This window comes from Streptomyces sp. NPDC023527 (assembly GCF_055560115.1).
The window spans coordinates 305,280-324,155 of sequence record NZ_JBVHJJ010000010.1 but is presented as its reverse complement, the minus strand read 5'-3'; the positions used below and the strand labels follow the sequence as shown (position 1 = coordinate 324,155).

Below are 18,876 nucleotides of genomic sequence, written 5' to 3'. Positions count from 1 at the left end.
CCTCCGCCGGTCCGCCGCACAATCTGGTGCCCGTGAGCGGCGAGAGGGACCTGCGGAAATTGTTGAGCGGCGTGCGCCCGGAGCTGAACCCCGGGCGCTACGTCTTCACCACGATCGACGGCGGCATCCCGTCCGGTGTCACGCCCGTGGTCACCGTCGCCGAACGGGAGGGGCTGACGCTGGTGGCCCGGCTGGAGGACGCCGACGCGGCGGGTCTCGCGCGACGGTACGCCTGACGCCGGGTTCGGCCGGTTGTCGTCCATGGACGGCTCAACTTGGCCTGTACATGACTCGTGTTCAGTGGTGGCATGTACCCCGCGGAGCTGGTCCGCAGAGCAGCGGGAGGGATCTCCATGTTCAGACCGGTGATGATCGGAAGCGCGGCCGTGGCGCTGATGGCCGCTTCGTTCACCCCATCGGCGGCTGCTGATGCGGACAGGGTGCCCCCGCCGGACAGGGTCGTGATCGACGTCGTGGCCGTCAACGGCTCGGGCTGTCCCGCCGGTACGGCCGCCGTGGCGGTCGCCTCGGACAACACGGCCTTCACGGTGACCTACAGCGACTACCTGGCCCAGGTGGGCGTCGGTTCCAAGCCGACCGACTTCCGCAAGAACTGCCAGCTCGGACTGAACGTCCACGTCCCCCAGGGCTACACCTACGCGATCGCCCGCGCGGACTACCGCGGCTTCGCGCACCTGGAAAGCGGGGCCACGGGCCTGGAACGGGCCAGCTACTACTTCCAGGGCTCGTCGCACACCTCCGCCGCGAACCACCGCTTCGCCGGCCCGGTCAGCGACAACTGGCAGGCATCCGACAGCACGGACGCCAGTGCCCTCGTCTACGCACCGTGCGGCGTACAGCGGATCCTCAACGTCAACACCGAGCTGCGCGTGAACGCCGGCAGCTCGGACCCGTCGAGGACCACCAGCTTCATGGCGATGGACTCGACCGACGGAAGCGTCAACACCCTCTACCACTTCGCCTGGAAAGAGTGCCCCTGAGCGTGTGGGCCACAGGGCCGGCCGACGTCCGGCGGCCCACCCCGAGGCATGACCCGGGGCGGGGAGGAGCGGACTCCGGCCAACGCCGCGCTGACGGCTCAACCTGACCTGTACACGCCCCGTCGCTGATGGTGACATAACCATCAGGTTGTCCGGGTCAGGCCCAAGGGCAGTGGAAGGGATCCCTCATGTTCGGACCGGTGTTGATCGGTAGTGCGGCCTCGGCGCTCCTCGCCCTGTCATTCTCACCGACGTCGAACGCCGTCGCCGACGGGGTGCCGCCGCCGGACAAGATCGTGATCGATGTGGTGGCTGTCAATGGCTCGGGCTGTCCCGCCGGTACGGCCAACGTGGCCGTCTCGCCGGACAACATGGCCTTCACGGTGACCTACAGCCACTACATCGCCCAGGTGGGCGTCGGTTCCAAGCCGACCGACTCCCGGAAGAACTGCCAGCTCGGGCTGAACGTCCATGTCCCGCAGGGCTTCACCTACGCGGTCGCCCAGGCCGACTACCGGGGTTTCGCCCGCCTGGAGGGTGGTGCCACGGGCCTGCAGAGAGCCAACTACTACTTCCAGGGCATGTCGCAGACGGCTTACAAGAACCACCCCTTCGCCGGCCCGGTCAACGACGACTGGCAGACGTCCGACACCACGGACATCGACGCGCTGATCTACGCGCCCTGCGGGGCCATACGACACTTCAACATCAACACCGAACTGCGCGTGGACGCCGGCACGTCCGACCCCACGAAGACGACGAGCTTCATGGCGATGGACTCGACGGACGGGAACATCAACACGCTCTACCACTTCGCGTGGAAGAAGTGCCCCACGAAGTGAGCGCCGAGCACGGCTCGGCACCCGTGAGCCCCCGCCTCCGTCGGGGCAGGGGCTCCGTATGCCGCGACGGCAGGCACGACTACAGCACCACGGTGGTCTCCTCGTTGGCGTAGTCGAGGCCGTCGTTGTCGAAGTAGAAGACGCTGACCTTCACCTTCTCGCCCTTGTCGAAGCCCCCCGGTTCGTCGTGCAGGTCCATCTTCACGGTGCGGCTGTTGTAGTCGCAGGTGAGCTTGTCGTTCTTGATCGTGGCCCCGGCTCGGTGCGTCTCGTGCTCGCCGCGCTGGACGAAGGCCCTGGCCACGAGCTGGTAGTCCATCCCGGGGTCGCAGGAGTACGTGACGTCCACCCGGACCTTCCCGCCGACGAGCGAGACCTTGTCGATGGTCAGGATGTTGGCCTTCGCCGCGGCGGACGGCGCGGCGGCCAGCGCGCCGGCGCCGGCCAGAAGGGTCGCGGCCGCGACGGCGGCGAGGCGGCGGCTGACGCGAGAGGTCTTCATGGCGGTTCCCCCCTGAGTGCGGCCGCGGGAGCGACTGCGACAGTTGTTCGCTTTTGATCATGGATCCTATACGGACTCCCCCTCTGCACCGGAAGGATTTTCGAGACACGTTTTGCCCGCAATCACACTGATGCGCCGACGCTCCGGAGCGGTGGGCCACCAGCCGGCCCACTCCGGATGCGTCCGGACGTGTCCGGGCGGACAGTGGTCGCATGACCGGCTTCCCCCGCCTCGTGGTGCACCCGCCGTCGCCGTCGGGCGGCCGACGGGTGACCGTGGGTGCGGAGACCTTGGGTGTGGCGTACGGGATCGCCGACGTCATCGAGTTCGCACGGCGGGCCGGCGCCGACCCGGACGACATCCGACTGGGTGATCCGCATCAGATCGACTGGGTCGGCGGAGGTCCCGGCGTCTGGTCATGATGCCCAGGGATCGATCAGGCACCGCATTTCGCTGATTGGGCAGTCCCCCGCGCCGCCCAATCAGCGAACACCCCGGAGTCGCGCCTGCCCGGCGGCGGGAACGACGACCGGAGGCCCCTTGAGTGTATGGGCTGGGAGCCGGTCGACGCAGGAGTTGGGGCATGTCCCCGTGCGGTGCGCCGGTCGGCGGAGAGCCGTGGGGACGTTCCCGCGGGCGCCCCTCGGTCGACGTCGAACTCGTGGCCGAGCGCGGCCGATCGAAGCAGTACTCGGACGTGACGCGAACTCGGCTCCCCCCGGCCCGGACCCCGTCCGCTCACGTCCGAGTGCCGTTTCGAGCAGGCGGACCGAACCGGCCAAGACGGCCAGAGCCCCTCCTGCGCCTCTCCCGCATCGCGCCTCCCGGTGCGATCCTGGACGCGTCTGCGGGTCGTCTCGGTGACGCCCGCGGGAAGGGGCCCACCGTGCTTCGCGTCGCAGTCGTCGGATCGGGACCGAGCGGGGTCTACACCGCCCAGGCCCTCGTGCAGCAGCGGGGCGTGCCGGGCGTGACGGTGGACGTCCTGGACCGGCTCCCGTGTCCGTACGGCCTGGTCCGCTACGGCGTCGCCCCCGACCACGAGAAGATCAAGTCCTTGCAGCACAATCTGCGGGCCACCCTGGAGCAGCCGGGCATCGCGTTCCTCGGCAACGTCCCGGTGGGCGACGGGCCGGGCGAACTGCCGCCCGGGCGGCTGCTGGAGCTCTATCACGCGGTGGTCTACTGCGTGGGGGCCGCGACCGACCGCCGGCTCGGCGTACCCGGCGAGGACCTGCCCGGGAGCTTCTCGGCCACGGAGTTCGTCTCGTGGTACAGCGCCCACCCCGACGCGGCGCCGCGCGGCTTCGTGCTCGCCGCGCGCTCCGCCGTCGTCATCGGCGTCGGCAATGTGGCGGTCGACGTGGCCCGGGTGCTGGCACGCGGCGCCGACGAGCTGCGGTCCACCGACGTGCCCGACGCCGCGTTGGCCGCGCTCGCCGACAGCCGGGTGACGGACATCCACATGGCGGGCCGACGCGGCCCGTCCCAGGCGAAGTTCACCACGAAGGAGCTGCGGGAACTGGGTTCGCTGCCGGGCGCGGAGACGCTCGTACGGGCGGACGAGGCGGCGCTGGACGGGGCCTGGGCGGATTCCTCCGGGCTGCCCTCGGTCGCCCGGCGCAACGTCGAGGTGCTGCGGGGCTGGTCCGGGCGGCCGGGGTCGGCTCGCGGGCGCCGGATCCACCTGCGGTTCTTCCTGCGACCTGTGGCGCTCCTCGGTGACGACGCGGTGCGCGCGGTGCGCTTCGAGAGGACCGTGCCGGACGGGCTCGGCGGGGTGGCCGGGACGGGCCGGTTCGAGGAGATCGAGGCGCAGTTGGTGCTGCGGTCGGTGGGCTACCGCGGCGTGCCGATCCCCGGGCTGCCGTTCGACACGGACCGGGGGACGGTGCCGCACGAGCGGGGCAGGGTGCTGCGCGACGGGGTGTCGTCGCCGGGTGAGTACGTGGCCGGGTGGATCAAGCGCGGGCCGACGGGGGTGATCGGCACCAACCGCTCGTGCGCGAAGGAGACCGTGGCGTCACTGCTCGCCGACGCCGACGCGCTCATGGCACGGCGGCCGCTGGAGGATCCCCGCGCCGCCCTGCGAGCCACGGGCCGGGAGCCGGTGGAGTGGCCGGGGTGGCTGGGGATCGTCGCGGCGGAGGCCGAACTCGGCCGGCGCCTGGGCCGGGGGCCGGTCAAGATCCCCGACTGGGACGGGCTGCTCGCCGCCGCGCGCACCGACCTCTGAGCGGACCGCCGTCAGCGGTCCCGCTCGCCGTCGAACCGCGCGGCCTGGCGGGCGGCCGCGGCGAGGACGCTGTCGAGCAGCCCGGGAAAGAGCTCGTCGAGATCGTCCCGCCGCAGGGCGTTCATCTTCGCGGTCCCCCGGTAGGTCTGCCGGACCAGACCGCTCTCCCGGAGCACCCGGAAGTGGTGCGTGGTGGTCGACTTGGTCACCGGCAGGTCGAAGACCGAGCACGCCTGCTCGCCCGCGGCGTCGGCGAGTGTGCGGACGATCCGCAGGCGCACGGGATCGGAGAGCGCGTGCAGCACCCCTTCGAGACGGATCCCGTCGCGGTCGGGGTGCTCCAGGGAGCGGCCGGTCGCCGGGGGCCGGGGCTGGCGCTGCGTCGGCACGGCGCTCCTCAGGGGTTCGGTCATCGCCATCACATCGGGGCCATTGTACGAGAGTCATCATAGTTCGGGGCCGCTGTCCGACCGGAGTGCCGTCGCCGCCGCCGGAAATCCCGACATCCGTCGCGCATCCAGGCTCGTACGACATCCATCGTAGTTTGACATTCCCCGTACTACGAAGAGTATCGTACGAGCCGTACCTCGCCATGAAGCGAAACGGAGCCTGTCGTGAGCGTGAGCGCCCTCTTCCAGCCCTACTCCCTGCGGTCACTGACCCTGCCCAACCGCGTGTGGATGGCGCCGATGTGCCAGTACTCCGCGGAGGTCTTCGGGCCGAACGCCGGTGTCGCGAACGACTGGCACTTCTCGCACTACGCGGCCCGCGCGACCGGCGGCGCGGGGCTGATCCTGGTCGAGGCGACCGCGGTGCGCCCCGAGGGCCGGATCAGCCCCGCCGATCTGGGACTCTGGAACGACACCCAGGCGGAGGCGCTGCGCCGGATCACCACGTTCCTCAAGGCGCGCGGCACTGTTCCCGGCATCCAGATCGCGCATGCCGGGCGCAAGGCGTCGACCGATCGCCCCTGGCGCGGCGGCCACCCCGTCGGCGCGGACGAGGGCTGGCAGCCGGTCGGCCCGAGCCCGGTCCCGTTCGCCGACGGCCACCCGACACCGGACGAACTGACGGTGGAACAGATCAAGGAGATCACCGGGCAGTTCGCGGCGGCGGCGCGGCGCGCCCTGGCCGCGGGCTTCGAGGTCGTCGAGATCCACGGCGCGCACGGCTACCTCATCCACGAGTTCCTCTCCCCTCACAGCAACCACCGCACCGACGAGTACGGGGGTTCCTTCGAGAACCGCTCCCGCTTCGCGCTGGAGGTCGTCGACGCGGTGCGCGCGGTGTGGCCCGAGGAGCTGCCGGTGTTCTTCCGGATCTCCGCGACCGACTGGCTGACCGAGAACGCCGACGACGAGCGTGAGGGATGGACGGCGGACGACACCGTGCGCCTCGCGCGGGAGCTGATCGCCCACGGCGTGGACCTGCTCGACGTCTCCACCGGCGGCCTGGCCCCCGGCGCGCGCATCCCGACCGGGCCGGGTTATCAGGTGCCGTTCGCCCGGCGGGTGAAGGAGGAGACCGGACTGCCCGTCGCCGCGGTGGGGATGATCACCGAAGCCCAGCAGGCCGAGAAGATCATCGCCAATGGCGAGGCGGACGCGGTCCTGCTCGGCCGGGAACTCCTGCGCGACCCGCACTGGCCCCACCGCGCCGCGGCCGCCCTGGGCGCCGAGAAGCGCCTGCCCGACCAATACGGCTGGGCCGTCTGACCTGCCCGTACGCACCTTCCGCCCCGTCACGCCGCCGTAAGCGCCGGCCGTGCGGCCCGCCGCATACGACCGGTGACGGGCCTGGCGCGGGCGGACGGCGCGCGGCGGCCGGCGGTCACTCTTCCGGGCGACCGGGCGGGCGATGACCGGGCGGCCGCCGGGCCGCGGCGGGGAAGAGGGCGTTCGTACGGACACGGACTGAGCCAGTAGAGTGACGCCCCGTGGCTGCACGACCTTTGAATGAGATCGTCGAATCGGGCTGGGCCAAGGCGTTGGAGCCGGTGGCCGGGCGGATCACCGCGATGGGCGACTTCCTGCGCGCCGAAATCGCCGCGGGCCGTACCTATCTGCCCTCGGGTGCGAATGTGCTGCGTGCGTTCCAGCAGCCGTTCGACGAAGTGAGAGTGCTGATCGTCGGTCAGGATCCGTATCCGACGCCGGGACACGCCGTGGGGCTGAGCTTCTCGGTCGCGCCCGAGGTGCGGCCACTGCCCGGCAGCCTGGAGAACATATACCGCGAGATGCACACGGACCTGGGCCTGCCCCGGCCGTCGAACGGCGACCTCACGCCGTGGACGCGGCAGGGCGTGCTGCTCCTCAACCGGGCGCTGACCACCGCTCCGCGCAAGCCCGCCGCGCATCGCGGCAAGGGCTGGGAGGAGGTCACCGAACAGGCGATCCGGGCGCTGGTCGCCCGCGGTGGGCCGATGGTGGCGATCCTGTGGGGCCGCGACGCCCGTAATCTGCGCCCGTTGCTGGGCGCGGTGCCGTCCGTGGAGTCCGCCCACCCCTCCCCCATGTCCGCCGATCGCGGATTCTTCGGCTCGCGGCCGTTCAGCCGCGCCAATGAGCTGCTGGCCCGTCAGGGGGCGGCCCCCGTGAACTGGCAGCTTCCGTGAAGCGGCGACCGCTGTGAATCGGCGGCTCCGGTGAACCGGAGGCTTCCGTGAGTCGCTTCCGCCGCTGCCCGGTCGACCCGCCCCGGGCGCGCCGACGGACGCGCACGCGGCCGGTCCGGTGAGGCACCGGCCGGCCCATGTCCTGGGCATCGACTCCGGCGGCTCGGGGGTTCGGCTCGCCTTGGCCCCCGTTGGCGGCGACGGCCCCGCTTTGACGTGGGCCTCCCTCACGCCCGCCGTCATAGGGGATACGGGCATCGATGCCCGGAGCCTCCTCGACCGCGTGCTGCCCGCCGCCCGGGAGCTGCTCGGGAAGGTGGGCGCGCGGCACTGCGAGGCGGTCTGTGTCGGCGCCTCCGGAATGGCCACGCTCGGTGCCGACCTCCACGCCGTACTGCCCGGCGCCCTGCGCGAGGCGCTCGGTACGCGCCTGCTCGCCCTCACCACCGACGCGGTGACCGCCTATGTGGGGGCCCTCGGGCAACACCCGGGGGCCGTGGTGGCCGCCGGCACGGGAATCATCGCGCTGGGCACCGACCTCACACCGGAGGGCGGCTGGCGGCGCGCGGACGGCTGGGGTCATCTGCTCGGCGACTGCGGCGGCGGCGCGTGGATCGGCCGCGCCGGACTCGAAGCGGCGATGCGCGCGTACGACGGCCGTCCGGGTGGTTCGCGTCCGCTGCTCGACCGGCTGCACGCCGTGTTCGGTCCGGCGCTCGATCTGCCCGGCCTGCTCTATCCGCGCCCGGACCGGCCCGCCGTCCTCGCCTCGTTCGCACCCGAGGTCGGCGGGTGCGCGCCGGACGACCCGGTCGCCGCCGGTATCCTGCGCGAGGCCGCCCGGCACATCGTCGACGCCGCCGCCGCGGTCTGCCCGCGCCCTCCGGCCCGGCCCGGTCCCCCTGCGGATTTCGGCCGAACAGAGCGGATCGGGCGGCGAACCGGGGGGACTCAGGAGGGTGGTGCGACGTGTGAAGTCGCGCTCACCGGCGGGTTGTTCCGCATGGGTGATCCCTTGCTCGTACCGGTACGCGAAGAATTGCAAAAGCAACTACCTCAGGCGCGTTGGGTGGAAGCGGCGGGCGAACCTCTGGACGGGGCGTTACGCGTGGCAGGAGCGCTGGTGACGGACAGTCTGGTGATTCCCACCGACCCCGCGATGTTGCGTATCATTTGCTGAACGCCCATGCCCGCATCGCATGCGCGGGCGAATAAATCCGGACAGACGACACCAGGACGCACCCGCCCGAACAGTCCGATGCGATGAACGACTAACATGCGGCGCCATGAGCTCCCCCACAGGGCCCGCGCCTGGCCTGCCTGTACGAATGCCGCGTCCCCGTCAGCCCGGACGGCACCGGCGGCCGGAGCCAGCGGCCGCGCCGGTGGGTGCGCCCCCGCTGGTTCTCGCCGTGCCCGGAACACCCGACCCCGCCACCCGCCTCCTCGCCGAGGAGATCCTCAGCATCGCCCGCTCCGAGCTCCCCGGGCTCGACGCGCGCATCGGCTACGTGGACGCCGACGGCGACAGCGTCGGCTACCCGCCGCTGGAGTCCGTCCTCGCGCACGCGTCCGCCCAGCGCGCCGCTCGCGCGGGCGAAGCCCCCGCCGGAACGGCCGAGGGCGAGGCCGCCGAGTCCTGGGACCGCTGGCCCACGGCCATCGCGGTGCCGCTGCTCGCGGGGCCCGACAACGCCCTCCTGCGCCGCATACGCCAGGCGGTGATGAACAGCGGCTCCGTGACCGAGCTCACCGACACGCTCGGCCCGCACCCGCTCCTCGCCGAGGCTCTGCACGTGCGCCTCTCGGAGGCCGGGCTCGCCCGCGCCGACCGTGCCCGACTGTTCACAGTTGCAACCGCTGCGGACGGAATCATCCTGGCGACGGTCGGTGGCGAGGAGGCCGTGCAGGCGGCCGGCATCACCGGAATGCTGCTCTCCGCCCGGCTCGCCGTGCCGGTGCTGGCGGCGGCGCTGGACGAGGAGGGCGGCATCGCCCGGGCCGCGGACCAGCTCCGCTCGTCGGGCTCGCAGAACCTGGCGCTCGCGCCGTACCTGGTCGGCCCCGAGGTCGCCGAGGGCCTGGCGGCCGAGGCCGCCCGTGAGGTGTCCTGCGCGGCTGCCGAGCCGCTGGGCGCCTATCCGGCGATCGGGAAGCTGGCCCTGGCCAAGTACGCGGGCGTGCTCGGCATAACGACTCAGCCGTCGCTCCAGGGCACACCGGCCCGCTGAACCACTCGCATCACCCGCACGACCCGCACATGTCTGTACGCGCCCGGCCGCGCGGCTGGTCGTCCGGAGAGGGGCTCCCGCAGCGCGGGGGCCCCTCCGGCCGTTTCGGACCGTCGCAGGCGGCCTCTCGGCGCCTCCGGCCGCCCAGGGCCGACTAGAGGGCCCGGACCGTCCCGGAGAGGATCACGCAGGACGCGGCGGGCAGCCGGAGCGAGCCCGTGGGCCGCGGTATGCCCGTGACCTGGTCGACCGTGAACCAGGTGACATCACCGGAACGCTCATTGGCCGCGTACAGGTGACTCCCCGAGGGGTGGGCCGTCAGATCGCGGGGCCAGTGACCGCCGCAGCCGACGGCGGCGCGGAGCTCCAGGCTGTCGCCGGATGGGTCGACGGCGAGGGTGGTGACGCTGTCGTGGCCCCGGTTGGCGACCCACAGGAACCGCCCGTCGGCGGAGACCACGACCTCCGACGGGTAGTTGGGGCTCGCCGTCCCCGCCGGCACGACCCGCGTCTCGCGGAGCGGCTCCAGAGACCCTTCCGCGGCGTTCCAGCGGCAAACGGTGACCGTGGAATCCAGCTCGTTGAGGACGTAGGCGCGCTCGCCACCGGGGTGGAAGGCGAGATGCCGGGGGCCCGTACCGGGCCGTAGCGGTGTCTCGTGGTGCGGGCGGGGCAGGCCGGTCACCGGATCGAGGGCGTATGTCCACACCGAGTCGGTGCCGAGGTCCACGGCGAGCAGCCAGCGCCCGGAGGGGTCGGGCACGACGGCATGGGCGTGCGGTCCGTCCTGCCGGTCGGTCACCGGTCCCGCTCCTCGGTGCGGGAGGACCACCGAGGGCGCGCCGAGGCCGCCGCCCGTACGGACCGGCAGGGCGCTGACGCTGCCCGAACCGTAGTTGGCGGTGAACAGGTGCGTACCGACGAAGACGAGGTGGGTGGGTCCGTCGCCGCGCACCGGCACGGGCGGGCCGAGCGGTTCGGGCCGCGCGGGATCGGCGAGCGAGAAGGCCGCCGCCGCGCCCTCGTCGGTCTCGCTCACCGCGTAGAGGACGTCGCCGCCGGGCGAGAGCGCGAGGAAGGAGGGGTTCACCACGGCGGCGGTGGAACGCACCGGCGTGAGCCCGCCGGTGTCCGGGTCGACCTCGGCGACGGTCAGCCCTTGGCCGCCCGCCTCCGTGAAGGATCCGATGTACGCGTAACGCCCGCGTCGCCCTTGCTGTGCGCTGCTGACCACCATGCCGCCCTCCCCGCCGAACGCTGTGACTCAGACGCTACACGCCGACACCGACAGTGCGGATGCCGGCGCTTTCGGCGAGGTCCCGCGTCGGGCGTACGACTTCTCCGTGCGCCCGTGCCGCAGGTCAGGCCCCGACCAGGGGCGAGGGCCGGGTGCTGTGCAGGGGAACGGCCAGCTCGGCCAGCGCCCTCTCCAGGCCGTGCAGGTGGGCGAGCGCGGCTTCGGACACCGGCGCGTGCGGGACGGCCGCGACGGCGGCCGCCGCGTCGCGCGCCTTCCCCGGCGTGGTGAGCGCCTCCACAGCGGTCTCCACGCGCCAGCAGGCGGCGGCGAGGCGGTCGTCGTGCGAGGCCACCGGGTCCGCGGCGATGGACGCCAGCCCCCGCACCTCCCGGGCGCAGTCGTCCAGGAGGGCGAGCACGCGGCGAGCCTTCTCCTTGCGGGTGCGCAGGGGGCTCAGCGGGTGGACGAGCGGGGCGAGCGAGAGCCGCACCCTGCCGAGCAGCAGTTCCAGTTCGGCGACCCGGGGGGCGGGGTCGGCGGTCTCCGAGCCGGCGAGCCGTGCGGCGGCCTCGGCGGCACAGGTGTGGACGCAGCGCAGGGCCCGCTGGATCCATCCGTCGGTGGCGGCGTGGGTGGTCACGGGCAGCACGACGAGTACGGCCAGGGCCGCACCGACCGCACCGACGCCGGTCTGCGCCAGGCGGAGGACGAGCAGGTCCGCGTCCAGGACCCCCAGCAGCCCGTAGAGGAGCCCGGCCATCACCGTCACCGCGAACATCATCCACGTGTACGAGACGGCGGCCGAGTAGAAGATCCCGAAGACGCACGCCGCGACGAGGGCCGCGGTGGGCACGGCGGCCCCGTGCAGCGGGATGGCCACGACCACGCCGGTTGCGATGCCGATCATCGTGCCGATGACCCGCCGGAACCCCCGGACCAGGGTCTCGCCGCGCGAGGCGGTGTTGACGAAGATCCACCAGGCGGTACCGACCGCCCAGTACCAGCGCTCGTCGGAGACCAGTTGGCCGACGGCGAGCGCCAGGCCGCAGGCGAAGGCCGCCTGGAACGCCTGCCGGGTGGTGACGCGCGCGAGGCCGCGGGCGGCCGTGGGTGCCGGGCCGGCGGGCGGTGGGGTGCGCCGCTCGATGCACCAGATCCCGAAGCGGACGAGGCCGGCGGCCGCGAGGGCCATGATCACGGCCGCGTACAGATGCGGCAGCTGAGCGGGCACGGCGTGCAGGAACTGCGTCGCGAAGAACATCATGAAGCCGAAGATGCCGAGCGCGTTGCCGCGCGGGCCCCAGCGGCGGGCGTACACCCCGCAGAAGACGACGGCGAGGAAGGCTCCGTCGCGTACCAGTGGCAGCCCGTGCAGCGCCGCCGCCAGCGCGAGCACGGGGAAGCCGACGGCCGGCAGCAGCGCGGTGGTGATCACCTGGCGTCGCACGGTCCCGTCGGCGACCGTGAACAGCGCGAGCAGCGCCGCGAGCCCGCCGGTGATGGAGGCGGTCAGTGGCAGGCCGGACAGCTCCACGACCGTGACCGCGAAGGCCACGCCCATGACGGCGCGGGCCGCGGTCCGCAGTCTGACCCGGCCCGGATCGGGCGCCACGAACGTCCTCTTCAGCACTGCCTACCGTCCTCCTGAATCCCGGCATGAAAAAGGCGCCGCGGGATCCGCAGCGCCATCGACGCCACCATCACACCATCTCTTCGACTGTTGGCTCAAGAGTGGCGAAAACTACTGAGCCATTGGCCCAGCGGCACGAGCGCCGACTGTGCCACAAGAGGGCCAATGGCACCTAATGATCAAGAACGGTCCATCAAGGAAGCAGGTCAGAGCCAACTCACCCGGGCGTCGGCGACCGGCTCGCTGCCGGGCGGCCTGCCGAGCTCGCCCGCGCGGATGCCGTCCAGCAGCCGCTCGATGGCGTCCACGATCTGCGGGACGGCATCACGCAGGCTTGCCGCGTCGGTCGGTCCGACCTCCTCCTGGGCCACTCCCGCCTCTTTGAGCATCCCCTCGAGATCGGAGAGCCGATCCGCCACCCAACGCACGGGGTTCGCCGACAGCTCCTCGACGAAGACGCGCCTGCCCGGCTCCCACTCCCGGAAGCGCGGGTGGTGGTGCGTCCGGTCGAAGCTCCCGTACGGACCGGCCACGGACTCCAGCAGGTCGGCACGCCAGAGCGGCCGGTCGACGGCGATGGGCCGCGCGGAGTAGATGGACCCTTTGAGGTCACCCGGTTCGAGGAGCCGCAGCTCCAGGCGGACTCCCCGTTCCGGGCCCTCCTGGCCCGGTTCGGGCCGGGGATCGACGAAATAGAGGTCGCTCACCACGACGCCGATGCGTTCGAAGCCGAATGCGTACAGCACGAGACGGTCCTCACCTTCGGTCGGCAAAGGTCGAGCTCCCGGACGACTCCCGCGCCCCGGGCACACGGCCGGTAGGAGCGGGTACGACGTTCCCTGCCCCGGATCCGGGCGCGGAACACCTGCCGTGGCGGCGGATCACGGCGCAGGCCATGACCAACGTCCACGCGTCCAGCGCGAAGGCCGCGATCCTTTCCAGGCCGCCCAGGCCGAAACCGAGGTCGTACTGACCGAAGAACATCGCCGTCGCCACCACCGCGGCGGCCGCTATGGAGAGGGTCATCGGGCGCAGTGTGCCGAACAGGGAAGCCCTTGGGACGAATCCGGCGCAGACGATTCCGAGGTTCCCCAGGCCCATGATGAGGAGCGCCCCCAGGACATGAACGTTCTCGTCGACGTCCGCGGGGACGAAGCCGACCAGGACCCACCCACCGGAGGACACGACACCCAGGATCCGGGCGCTTCCCGCGAGCCACCCACGACCCCAGCAGGCGCCGGTCAGCAGTACGCCGACGAGCAGCAGAGCACCGTGGACGACGAACGAGGTGTTCATGACGTCGTGCAGCGGTGAGCACACATACCGAGGGCGGGAGTCGTCCCACATACCGCAGCGGACGTTGCCCAGATCGCTGATGTTGTTGCGCGCCCAGCTGTAGGGCGTGCGCCAGGCGGACTCCACGATCAGCTGGACGACGAGGAATTGCACGACGGCCGCGATCCATACGACGGCACCGATCCTCGCGGCCTCGGAGGGACGGGTGTCGGGGTTCGACACGGATTTCGATCTCACGATTGCCTTCCAGAATTGCCGGGCCCCCGGGTCTTCCAGGGATTCCGGGGGCCGCGAACGAGCCGTTTTCCCTTCGAGTGACGTTCGCAGCCGGAGGGTTGCCCGCGCATCGCTGCGCCGGGGGAAATCCGTGCCCCCCTTCGCGGGAGCCCGTACTGGCTCTTTCGGGGGAGGTGCACCGTACGGCCCGCGGGTACCGTGCGGGCCGTGAGCACAAAGATTCGGCCGCCCTTCGGCAGGGCGGCCTACCGGAGTTGGGCCTACGCGTCCCTCGGCGCGGCCATCAGCCTTCCGACGCTTGCGGTGGCACTCCTCGCGTCACCTCCGAACTGGCCTGCGGCGCCACGCGTCGTGGGTTTCGGCCTCGCGCTGTGCGCGGTGCCGGCGGCCATGGGCTTCCCTCGTGCGGCGCGCCGGGGATGTGTACGGCTGGCCGATCGGCTGCTGGACGCGGACCTTCCCGCCCCGCTGGAACCGCCCGCGTCCCCTTGGGTGAACCGGCTCCGGACGTCGGCGTACCTGGCCGTCCACATGGCGGTCGGCGGGGTGACGGTCGCGGCGACCTGCCTGTCGGTCTTCGCGGCCGTCATCTTCGTGTCCGTCTGGCTGAGCGGTGGCGGCTCGGTGACGATTCCGGGCTCGGCCGTCGGAGTGGAGCCGGGCCGGCGGGGCCTGTGGGTCGTGCTCGTCGCCGCCGGAGCTCCGGCGCTGGCCGGCTACGTCGCGCTCGGTGGCGCGGCGCTCCTGCGCCCGCTCGCCCTGTTCCTCCTCGGCCATCGACCCGCCGAACGGCTGGCCGCCGCGGAGAAGCGGCTGGACCTGCTGGCCCAGCGCAACCGGCTGGCCCAGGAGTTGCACGACTCGATAGGGCACACCCTGACGGCGTCGACCATTCAGGCCGCTGTCGCCGGGGAACTGATGGTCAGCGACCCTGAGGCGGCCCGGCGCGCCCTCAGCAGCATCGAGGAGACGTCCCGCGCCGCGATGGACGACCTCGACCACGTGCTGGGCGTTCTGCGGGAAGGACGGTCGCCCACCGCACCGCGGCGCACCCTCGCCGATCTCGCCCCCTTGACGGAGCGGGTACGGCAGGCCGGCGCCGCATTGCGCGTCGAGACCTCCGGCGACCTCACCCGCGTACCGGCGACCGTGTCGTGCGAGGCGTACCGGATCGTCCAGGAGGGCTTCACCAACGCGCTGCGGCACGGCGGGACGGCGGGGATCAGTCTGCGGGTGGCCGTGCGGGACGGCCTGCTGGAGGTCGTGCTCATCAACCCGCTCGTCGCCACGGTGCCCTTCCGTCCCGGCCGGGAACGCGGCCACGGGCTGACCGGAATCACCGAGCGGGTGCGGCTGCTGCGCGGCGAGGTGTCCGCGGGGCGTACGGACGGGGACGGTGGCCCGCACTGGCGGTTGGTGGCACGGTTTCCGCTACGGTCGGCGCCATGAACGCCCGCAGCGGTCCGCCCTTGGCTCCCGACCCGCCGATATCCGTCCTCGTCGTCGACGACGAGGAGCTCACGCGTACCGGACTGCGGGCCCTGCTGTCGGCCAAGCCCGACCTCGATGTCGTCGGCGAGGCCGCCGACGGCGCGGAGGTGCTCCCCCTGGTCGAGCGGCTGCGCCCGCAGGTCGTGTTGATGGACGTGCGGATGCCGGATGTGGACGGCATCGAGGCGACGCGGCGGCTGCGATCCGCCCTGCATGACCCGCCGAAGGTCATTGTGATCACCACATTCGAGAACGACGAACACGTCTATGACGCCCTGCGCGTCGGCGCCAGTGGGTTCATCCGCAAGCGGGCGCCGTCCCAGCAGATCGCGCACGCCATCCGGCTGGTGGCCACCGGTGACTCCGTGCTGTTCCCGGACGCCGTCCGCCGACTGGCCGCCGGCCGGCCGCCCGTACGGCGGGAAGCCGCCGCGGGAAGGGCCGCCGCGCTCACGGGCCGCGAGACCGAGATCCTGCGGCTCATGGCGAAGGGGCGGTCCAACCAGGAGGTGGCCACGGAGCTGTGGGTGAGCCTGGAGACCGTCAAGACGCATGTGGGCAATGTGCTGACCAAGTTGGACGCGAACAACCGCACTCAGGCGGTCGTCCTGGCCTACGAAGCGGGGCTGCTCGGCCAGGCGGCGAGCGGCTGGTAGCGCCTCGGGGGCGTGGTCGGGGACGCTCACAGGGGCAAGTCGGGGCCAGGAATCGGCGTCAGGAATCCGCCGTCTTCCGCCGTCGGGTGACTTCCGCGTTCCGACAGGCGTTAAGTCCGGTATGAAGAGGTTGACGACGATCGTGGTGCCGTCACCCGTCCGTCCCGGTGGCGCGGCCGGGCGGCCGACGGGGGACGCTCCGATCTTCGCCGCGCTGGCCGCCGACTGGAAGGCCGCGGGGCGGCTCGTGCCCGGTCACTACGACCCCGAATGGGCCCAGCTCACGGGCCGGACGGCCCGGTCCGCCCCGCGGGGGCAGACGGGTCGGGGCAGCTGATTTCCCTGTCGGCCGCCGAGGTCACCGCCCGCCCTCCTGGCGCCCGTGACCTTCCGGCCGGAGGAACCACTCACCCGCCGCCCGGGTGACTTCCTCCAGCGCGCCGGGCTCCTCGAACAGGTGCGTGGCACCGGGCACCACATGCAGCCGGTGGGGCGCGTGCAGCAGTTCGGCCGCGTCCCGGTTCATCCGCAGCACCTCCGTGTCGTCGCCGCCCACGATCAGCAGCACCGGGGCCCGCACCCCGCTCAGCGCGTCCGCCGCCAGATCGGGCCGGCCACCGCGGGACACGACGGACCGCACGCGAGCGGGCCGCTCGGCGGCCGCCACCAGCGCGGCCGCCGCTCCCGTACTCGCACCGAACAGACCGAGCGGCACCTCCCCCGTGGCCGGGTGCTCGCCCAGCCAGTCGATGGCCGCCACCAGGCGCCGTCCCAGCAGGCCGATGTCGAAGCGGTGCTGGGCGGTCACCACATCGACCTGTTCCTCCTGGGCCGTCAGGAGATCCAGCAGCAACGTGGCCAAGCCCGCTTCCTGGAGGGCCGCCGCCACCGTCCTGTTGCGGGGACTGTGCCGCGAACTGCCACTGCCGTGGGCGAACAGCACCACCCCTCGGGGGTGCGGAGGGACCACCAGGTCACCCTCGATGGAGGAGTCACCGGCAGGAATCGCGACCACCTCTCGGATCACCGCCACCGTCTCCCTCCGGGTGTCCGTCACGCTCCGAGGCAGACCGGCGGGCCGTCGGAGATCCCTGTCCGGTCTACCGCACCGGACCACGCGCCGCCATCCGGCGGCGGCGCGGAGAGGCGGCAGGGGCTTGGCTCCCGGACGCCGGGACGGGCGTGAGGTACGTACGGCGAGCACCCGCGCATCGCCCTCGGCGAGCACGGAGGGCGCGGCCCGGGCCCGCCGAAGGTAACGAGTGGGAGAAATCGGGAGAATCCCGAGTTTGGTCGCTCGGAATGGCGGAAAACCTAGCGGCGCGTTCCCTGCGTCCTCACGCGTCCGCCGCCGTTCCGTACTTCTGTACCGCGCCACCCCCCGCGCACCACTCGCGCCGCCGCCGGCCGACCCGCCCCGTCCGAGGGATCCCCCATGCCCGTCATGTACGCCGCCGGAATCGCCCCAGGAGCCCTTCCACTCGTCGGTCACGCCTGGCCGCTGCTGCGCCGGCCCATCCCCTTCCTCGGCTCGCTCCCCGCGTACGGCGATCTCGTGGAGATCCGCCTGGGGCGCGTGCCGGCCCATGTGCCCTGTCATCCCGAGCTGTTGCGCCGGATCCTCGCCGACGACCGCACCTACGACAAGGGCGGTCCGCTCTTCACCCGACTGCGGGACCTCGTCGGGAACGGCCTGGGCAGCTGTCCGCACCGGGACCACCGACGGCAGCGCCGGCTCGTACAGCCGGCGTTCCAGCGGGCCCGCGTCGAGCGATACGCCGAGGTGATGACCGACGAGTCGGCCCGGCTCACCGCGTCCTGGCAGGAGGGCCAGGTGGTGGACGCGTTCCCCGCCATGTTCGGGCTCGCGCTGCGGACCGTCACCCGTACTCTGTTCGCTTCGTGGGTGGAGGAGGGCGACGTGGAGCGGCTCCAGCGCTCGTTCCAGACCGCACTCGGCGGCCTGTTCCGGCGGATCTTCGTCCCCGACGCCGTACAGCGCCTCCCGCTGCCCGCGAACCGCCGCTACGAGCGGGCCCTGGCCGACCTGCACGGCTCGGTCGACCACCTCGTCGCCGGTTACCTGCGCGCGTGCGGAGACCGGGAAACCGGGGCGCGGGGGAGCCAGGCCCTGGAGAGCCGGGAGGACCTGCTGTCGACGCTGATCGCCGCCCGGGACGACGAAACCGCGTTGAGCGACGCGGAACTCCACGACCAGGTCATCACCATGCTCCTCGGCGGCTCGGAGAGCGTCGCCGCGACCCTCGCCTGGGCGCTGTACGTCCTGACCCGCAACCCGCGGGTGGCACGGGAACTCCACGACGAGATCGACATCGTCCTCGCCGGCCGGCCGCCGACCTACCGTGACCTGGCCGGGCTGCCTCAGGCAGGCCGGGTGATCAGTGAGACGCTGCGCCTGTACCCTCCCGCGTGGCTGGTCACCCGGGTCACCACCCGGCCGGTGAACCTGGCCGGCCGCTATCTGCCGCCCGGCACCACCTTCGTCATCAGCCCCCCGGTCATCCATCACAACCCGGTCGTCTACCCCCGCCCCACGGATTTCCGCCCCGCCCGCTGGCCGGCGGGCCACCTGGGTGGGCCGCCCCGGGGCGACTTCACCGGCTTCGGCGGTGGTGCCCGCCGGTGCGTCGGCGACTCCTACGCGATCGCCGAGACCACGCTGGCCCTCGTGACCATCGCGCAACGATGGCGGCTGGAATGCGCACCAGGCACGGACATCCGCCCGGCACCCCTGTCGGCCGTCCACCGCCCACGCCGACTGCTCCTGCGGCTCTCGGAGCGAACACCGACGGCGGGCTGAGATTTGTCCCGACCTGCCGCAGGTGCCGTCAGCGGCTCATCTCACCCTCGTGTCCTACAGACAGTCCATCCGTTAAGCG

The 18,876-nt window shown here is 72.3% G+C and carries 19 protein-coding genes and 1 pseudogene; 13 read left to right on the top strand and 7 right to left on the bottom strand.

What is annotated here, in order from left to right:
* Positions 1–32 precede the first annotated feature (32 nt).
* From ACZ303_RS21690 to ACZ303_RS21680, 3 genes and pseudogenes are all read left to right on the top strand, one after another.
* Positions 33–230, top strand: a pseudogene (locus ACZ303_RS21690) (ACT domain-containing protein); the annotation flags it as partial.
* A 123-nt stretch (positions 231–353) separates the two neighbouring features.
* The gene (locus tag ACZ303_RS21685) at positions 354–1,001 is read left to right on the top strand and encodes a DUF4360 domain-containing protein (RefSeq protein WP_467341361.1); all 648 of its coding nucleotides are present in this window, start codon (positions 354–356) and stop codon (positions 999–1,001) included.
* Between the two features lie 188 nt (positions 1,002–1,189).
* A complete protein-coding gene (locus ACZ303_RS21680; protein WP_467341359.1) occupies positions 1,190–1,843 on the top strand; it encodes a DUF4360 domain-containing protein in 654 nt (217 codons plus the stop codon).
* A 79-nt stretch (positions 1,844–1,922) separates the two neighbouring features.
* Here ACZ303_RS21680 and ACZ303_RS21675 read toward each other — a convergent pair whose 3' ends face one another.
* Positions 1,923–2,345, bottom strand: coding sequence for a hypothetical protein (locus ACZ303_RS21675; RefSeq protein ID WP_467341357.1), 423 nt, complete (start codon positions 2,343–2,345; stop codon positions 1,923–1,925).
* 212 nt (positions 2,346–2,557) lie between these two features.
* Between ACZ303_RS21675 and ACZ303_RS21670 the strand changes: the two genes are divergently transcribed.
* Together ACZ303_RS21670 and ACZ303_RS21665 are read left to right on the top strand one after the other, a co-directional pair.
* The gene (locus ACZ303_RS21670; RefSeq protein ID WP_467341355.1) at positions 2,558–2,767 is read left to right on the top strand and encodes a hypothetical protein; all 210 of its coding nucleotides are present in this window, start codon (positions 2,558–2,560) and stop codon (positions 2,765–2,767) included.
* Positions 2,768–3,231: 464 nt separating this feature from the next.
* A complete protein-coding gene (locus ACZ303_RS21665; RefSeq protein WP_467341353.1) occupies positions 3,232–4,581 on the top strand; it encodes an FAD-dependent oxidoreductase in 1,350 nt (449 codons plus the stop codon).
* Positions 4,582–4,592: 11 nt separating this feature from the next.
* Here ACZ303_RS21665 and ACZ303_RS21660 read toward each other — a convergent pair whose 3' ends face one another.
* The gene (locus tag ACZ303_RS21660; RefSeq protein WP_467341351.1) at positions 4,593–4,994 is read right to left on the bottom strand and encodes an ArsR/SmtB family transcription factor; all 402 of its coding nucleotides are present in this window, start codon (positions 4,992–4,994) and stop codon (positions 4,593–4,595) included.
* A 207-nt stretch (positions 4,995–5,201) separates the two neighbouring features.
* Here ACZ303_RS21660 and ACZ303_RS21655 point away from each other — a divergent pair, with 207 nt between their 5' ends.
* From ACZ303_RS21655 to ACZ303_RS21640, 4 genes are all read left to right on the top strand, one after another.
* Positions 5,202–6,296, top strand: a complete 1,095-nt coding sequence (locus tag ACZ303_RS21655; protein ID WP_467341411.1) for an NADH:flavin oxidoreductase/NADH oxidase — start codon at positions 5,202–5,204, stop codon at positions 6,294–6,296.
* Between the two features lie 221 nt (positions 6,297–6,517).
* On the top strand, positions 6,518–7,195 hold the full coding sequence (locus ACZ303_RS21650; protein ID WP_467341349.1) for a uracil-DNA glycosylase: 678 nt from the start codon (positions 6,518–6,520) through the stop codon (positions 7,193–7,195).
* Between the two features lie 118 nt (positions 7,196–7,313).
* Positions 7,314–8,375: an N-acetylglucosamine kinase gene (locus ACZ303_RS21645; protein WP_467341347.1), complete on the top strand. Its 1,062-nt coding sequence runs from the start codon at positions 7,314–7,316 to the stop codon at positions 8,373–8,375.
* Positions 8,376–8,481: 106 nt separating this feature from the next.
* The gene (locus ACZ303_RS21640; protein ID WP_467341345.1) at positions 8,482–9,426 is read left to right on the top strand and encodes a sirohydrochlorin chelatase; all 945 of its coding nucleotides are present in this window, start codon (positions 8,482–8,484) and stop codon (positions 9,424–9,426) included.
* A 154-nt stretch (positions 9,427–9,580) separates the two neighbouring features.
* On the opposite strand, the gene ACZ303_RS21635 is transcribed toward ACZ303_RS21640, so the two are convergent.
* The 4 genes from ACZ303_RS21635 to ACZ303_RS21620 form a co-directional block, all read right to left on the bottom strand.
* Positions 9,581–10,663 carry a lactonase family protein gene (locus ACZ303_RS21635; RefSeq protein ID WP_467341343.1) on the bottom strand — a complete coding sequence of 361 codons (1,083 nt, stop codon included), beginning with the start codon at positions 10,661–10,663 and terminating at the stop codon, positions 9,581–9,583.
* A gap of 124 nt (positions 10,664–10,787) precedes the next feature.
* Entirely contained in the window at positions 10,788–12,296 is a 1,509-nt protein-coding gene (locus ACZ303_RS21630) for an FUSC family protein (RefSeq protein ID WP_467341341.1), read from the bottom strand.
* 206 nt (positions 12,297–12,502) lie between these two features.
* Positions 12,503–13,042 carry a hypothetical protein gene (locus ACZ303_RS21625; RefSeq protein WP_467341339.1) on the bottom strand — a complete coding sequence of 180 codons (540 nt, stop codon included), beginning with the start codon at positions 13,040–13,042 and terminating at the stop codon, positions 12,503–12,505.
* 10 nt (positions 13,043–13,052) lie between these two features.
* Complete coding sequence (locus ACZ303_RS21620) at positions 13,053–13,829, bottom strand: DUF998 domain-containing protein (RefSeq protein WP_467341336.1); 777 nt, start codon at positions 13,827–13,829, stop codon at positions 13,053–13,055.
* Positions 13,830–14,036: 207 nt separating this feature from the next.
* Here ACZ303_RS21620 and ACZ303_RS21615 point away from each other — a divergent pair, with 207 nt between their 5' ends.
* The 3 genes from ACZ303_RS21615 to ACZ303_RS21605 all read left to right on the top strand — a co-directional run bounded on the left by ACZ303_RS21615 (position 14,037) and on the right by ACZ303_RS21605 (position 16,313).
* Positions 14,037–15,278 (top strand): sensor histidine kinase, encoded by a 1,242-nt coding sequence (locus ACZ303_RS21615; RefSeq protein WP_467341334.1) that lies wholly within the window; start codon positions 14,037–14,039, stop codon positions 15,276–15,278.
* Entirely contained in the window at positions 15,275–15,976 is a 702-nt protein-coding gene (locus ACZ303_RS21610) for a response regulator transcription factor (RefSeq protein ID WP_467341333.1), read from the top strand. The genes ACZ303_RS21615 and ACZ303_RS21610 overlap by 4 nt, the downstream gene beginning before the upstream one ends.
* A gap of 121 nt (positions 15,977–16,097) precedes the next feature.
* Positions 16,098–16,313 carry a hypothetical protein gene (locus ACZ303_RS21605; RefSeq protein WP_467341331.1) on the top strand — a complete coding sequence of 72 codons (216 nt, stop codon included), beginning with the start codon at positions 16,098–16,100 and terminating at the stop codon, positions 16,311–16,313.
* Positions 16,314–16,334: 21 nt separating this feature from the next.
* Here ACZ303_RS21605 and ACZ303_RS21600 read toward each other — a convergent pair whose 3' ends face one another.
* On the bottom strand, positions 16,335–17,003 hold the full coding sequence (locus ACZ303_RS21600; RefSeq protein WP_467341329.1) for a dienelactone hydrolase family protein: 669 nt from the start codon (positions 17,001–17,003) through the stop codon (positions 16,335–16,337).
* A gap of 408 nt (positions 17,004–17,411) precedes the next feature.
* Between ACZ303_RS21600 and ACZ303_RS21595 the strand changes: the two genes are divergently transcribed.
* Positions 17,412–18,797, top strand: a complete 1,386-nt coding sequence (locus tag ACZ303_RS21595; RefSeq protein WP_467341327.1) for a cytochrome P450 — start codon at positions 17,412–17,414, stop codon at positions 18,795–18,797.
* Positions 18,798–18,876 lie beyond the last annotated feature (79 nt).

Coding starts and splice junctions, on each gene's coding strand:
- ACZ303_RS21685 (WP_467341361.1), top strand. CDS start 354: ATGTTCAGACCGGTGATGATCGGAAGCGCGGCCGTGGCGCTGATGGCC.
- ACZ303_RS21680 (WP_467341359.1), top strand. CDS start 1,190: ATGTTCGGACCGGTGTTGATCGGTAGTGCGGCCTCGGCGCTCCTCGCC.
- ACZ303_RS21675 (WP_467341357.1), bottom strand. CDS start 2,345: ATGAAGACCTCTCGCGTCAGCCGCCGCCTCGCCGCCGTCGCGGCCGCG.
- ACZ303_RS21670 (WP_467341355.1), top strand. CDS start 2,558: ATGACCGGCTTCCCCCGCCTCGTGGTGCACCCGCCGTCGCCGTCGGGC.
- ACZ303_RS21660 (WP_467341351.1), bottom strand. CDS start 4,994: ATGACCGAACCCCTGAGGAGCGCCGTGCCGACGCAGCGCCAGCCCCGG.
- ACZ303_RS21640 (WP_467341345.1), top strand. CDS start 8,482: ATGAGCTCCCCCACAGGGCCCGCGCCTGGCCTGCCTGTACGAATGCCG.
- ACZ303_RS21635 (WP_467341343.1), bottom strand. CDS start 10,663: ATGGTGGTCAGCAGCGCACAGCAAGGGCGACGCGGGCGTTACGCGTAC.
- ACZ303_RS21610 (WP_467341333.1), top strand. CDS start 15,275: ATGAACGCCCGCAGCGGTCCGCCCTTGGCTCCCGACCCGCCGATATCC.
- ACZ303_RS21605 (WP_467341331.1), top strand. CDS start 16,098: ATGAAGAGGTTGACGACGATCGTGGTGCCGTCACCCGTCCGTCCCGGT.
- ACZ303_RS21595 (WP_467341327.1), top strand. CDS start 17,412: ATGCCCGTCATGTACGCCGCCGGAATCGCCCCAGGAGCCCTTCCACTC.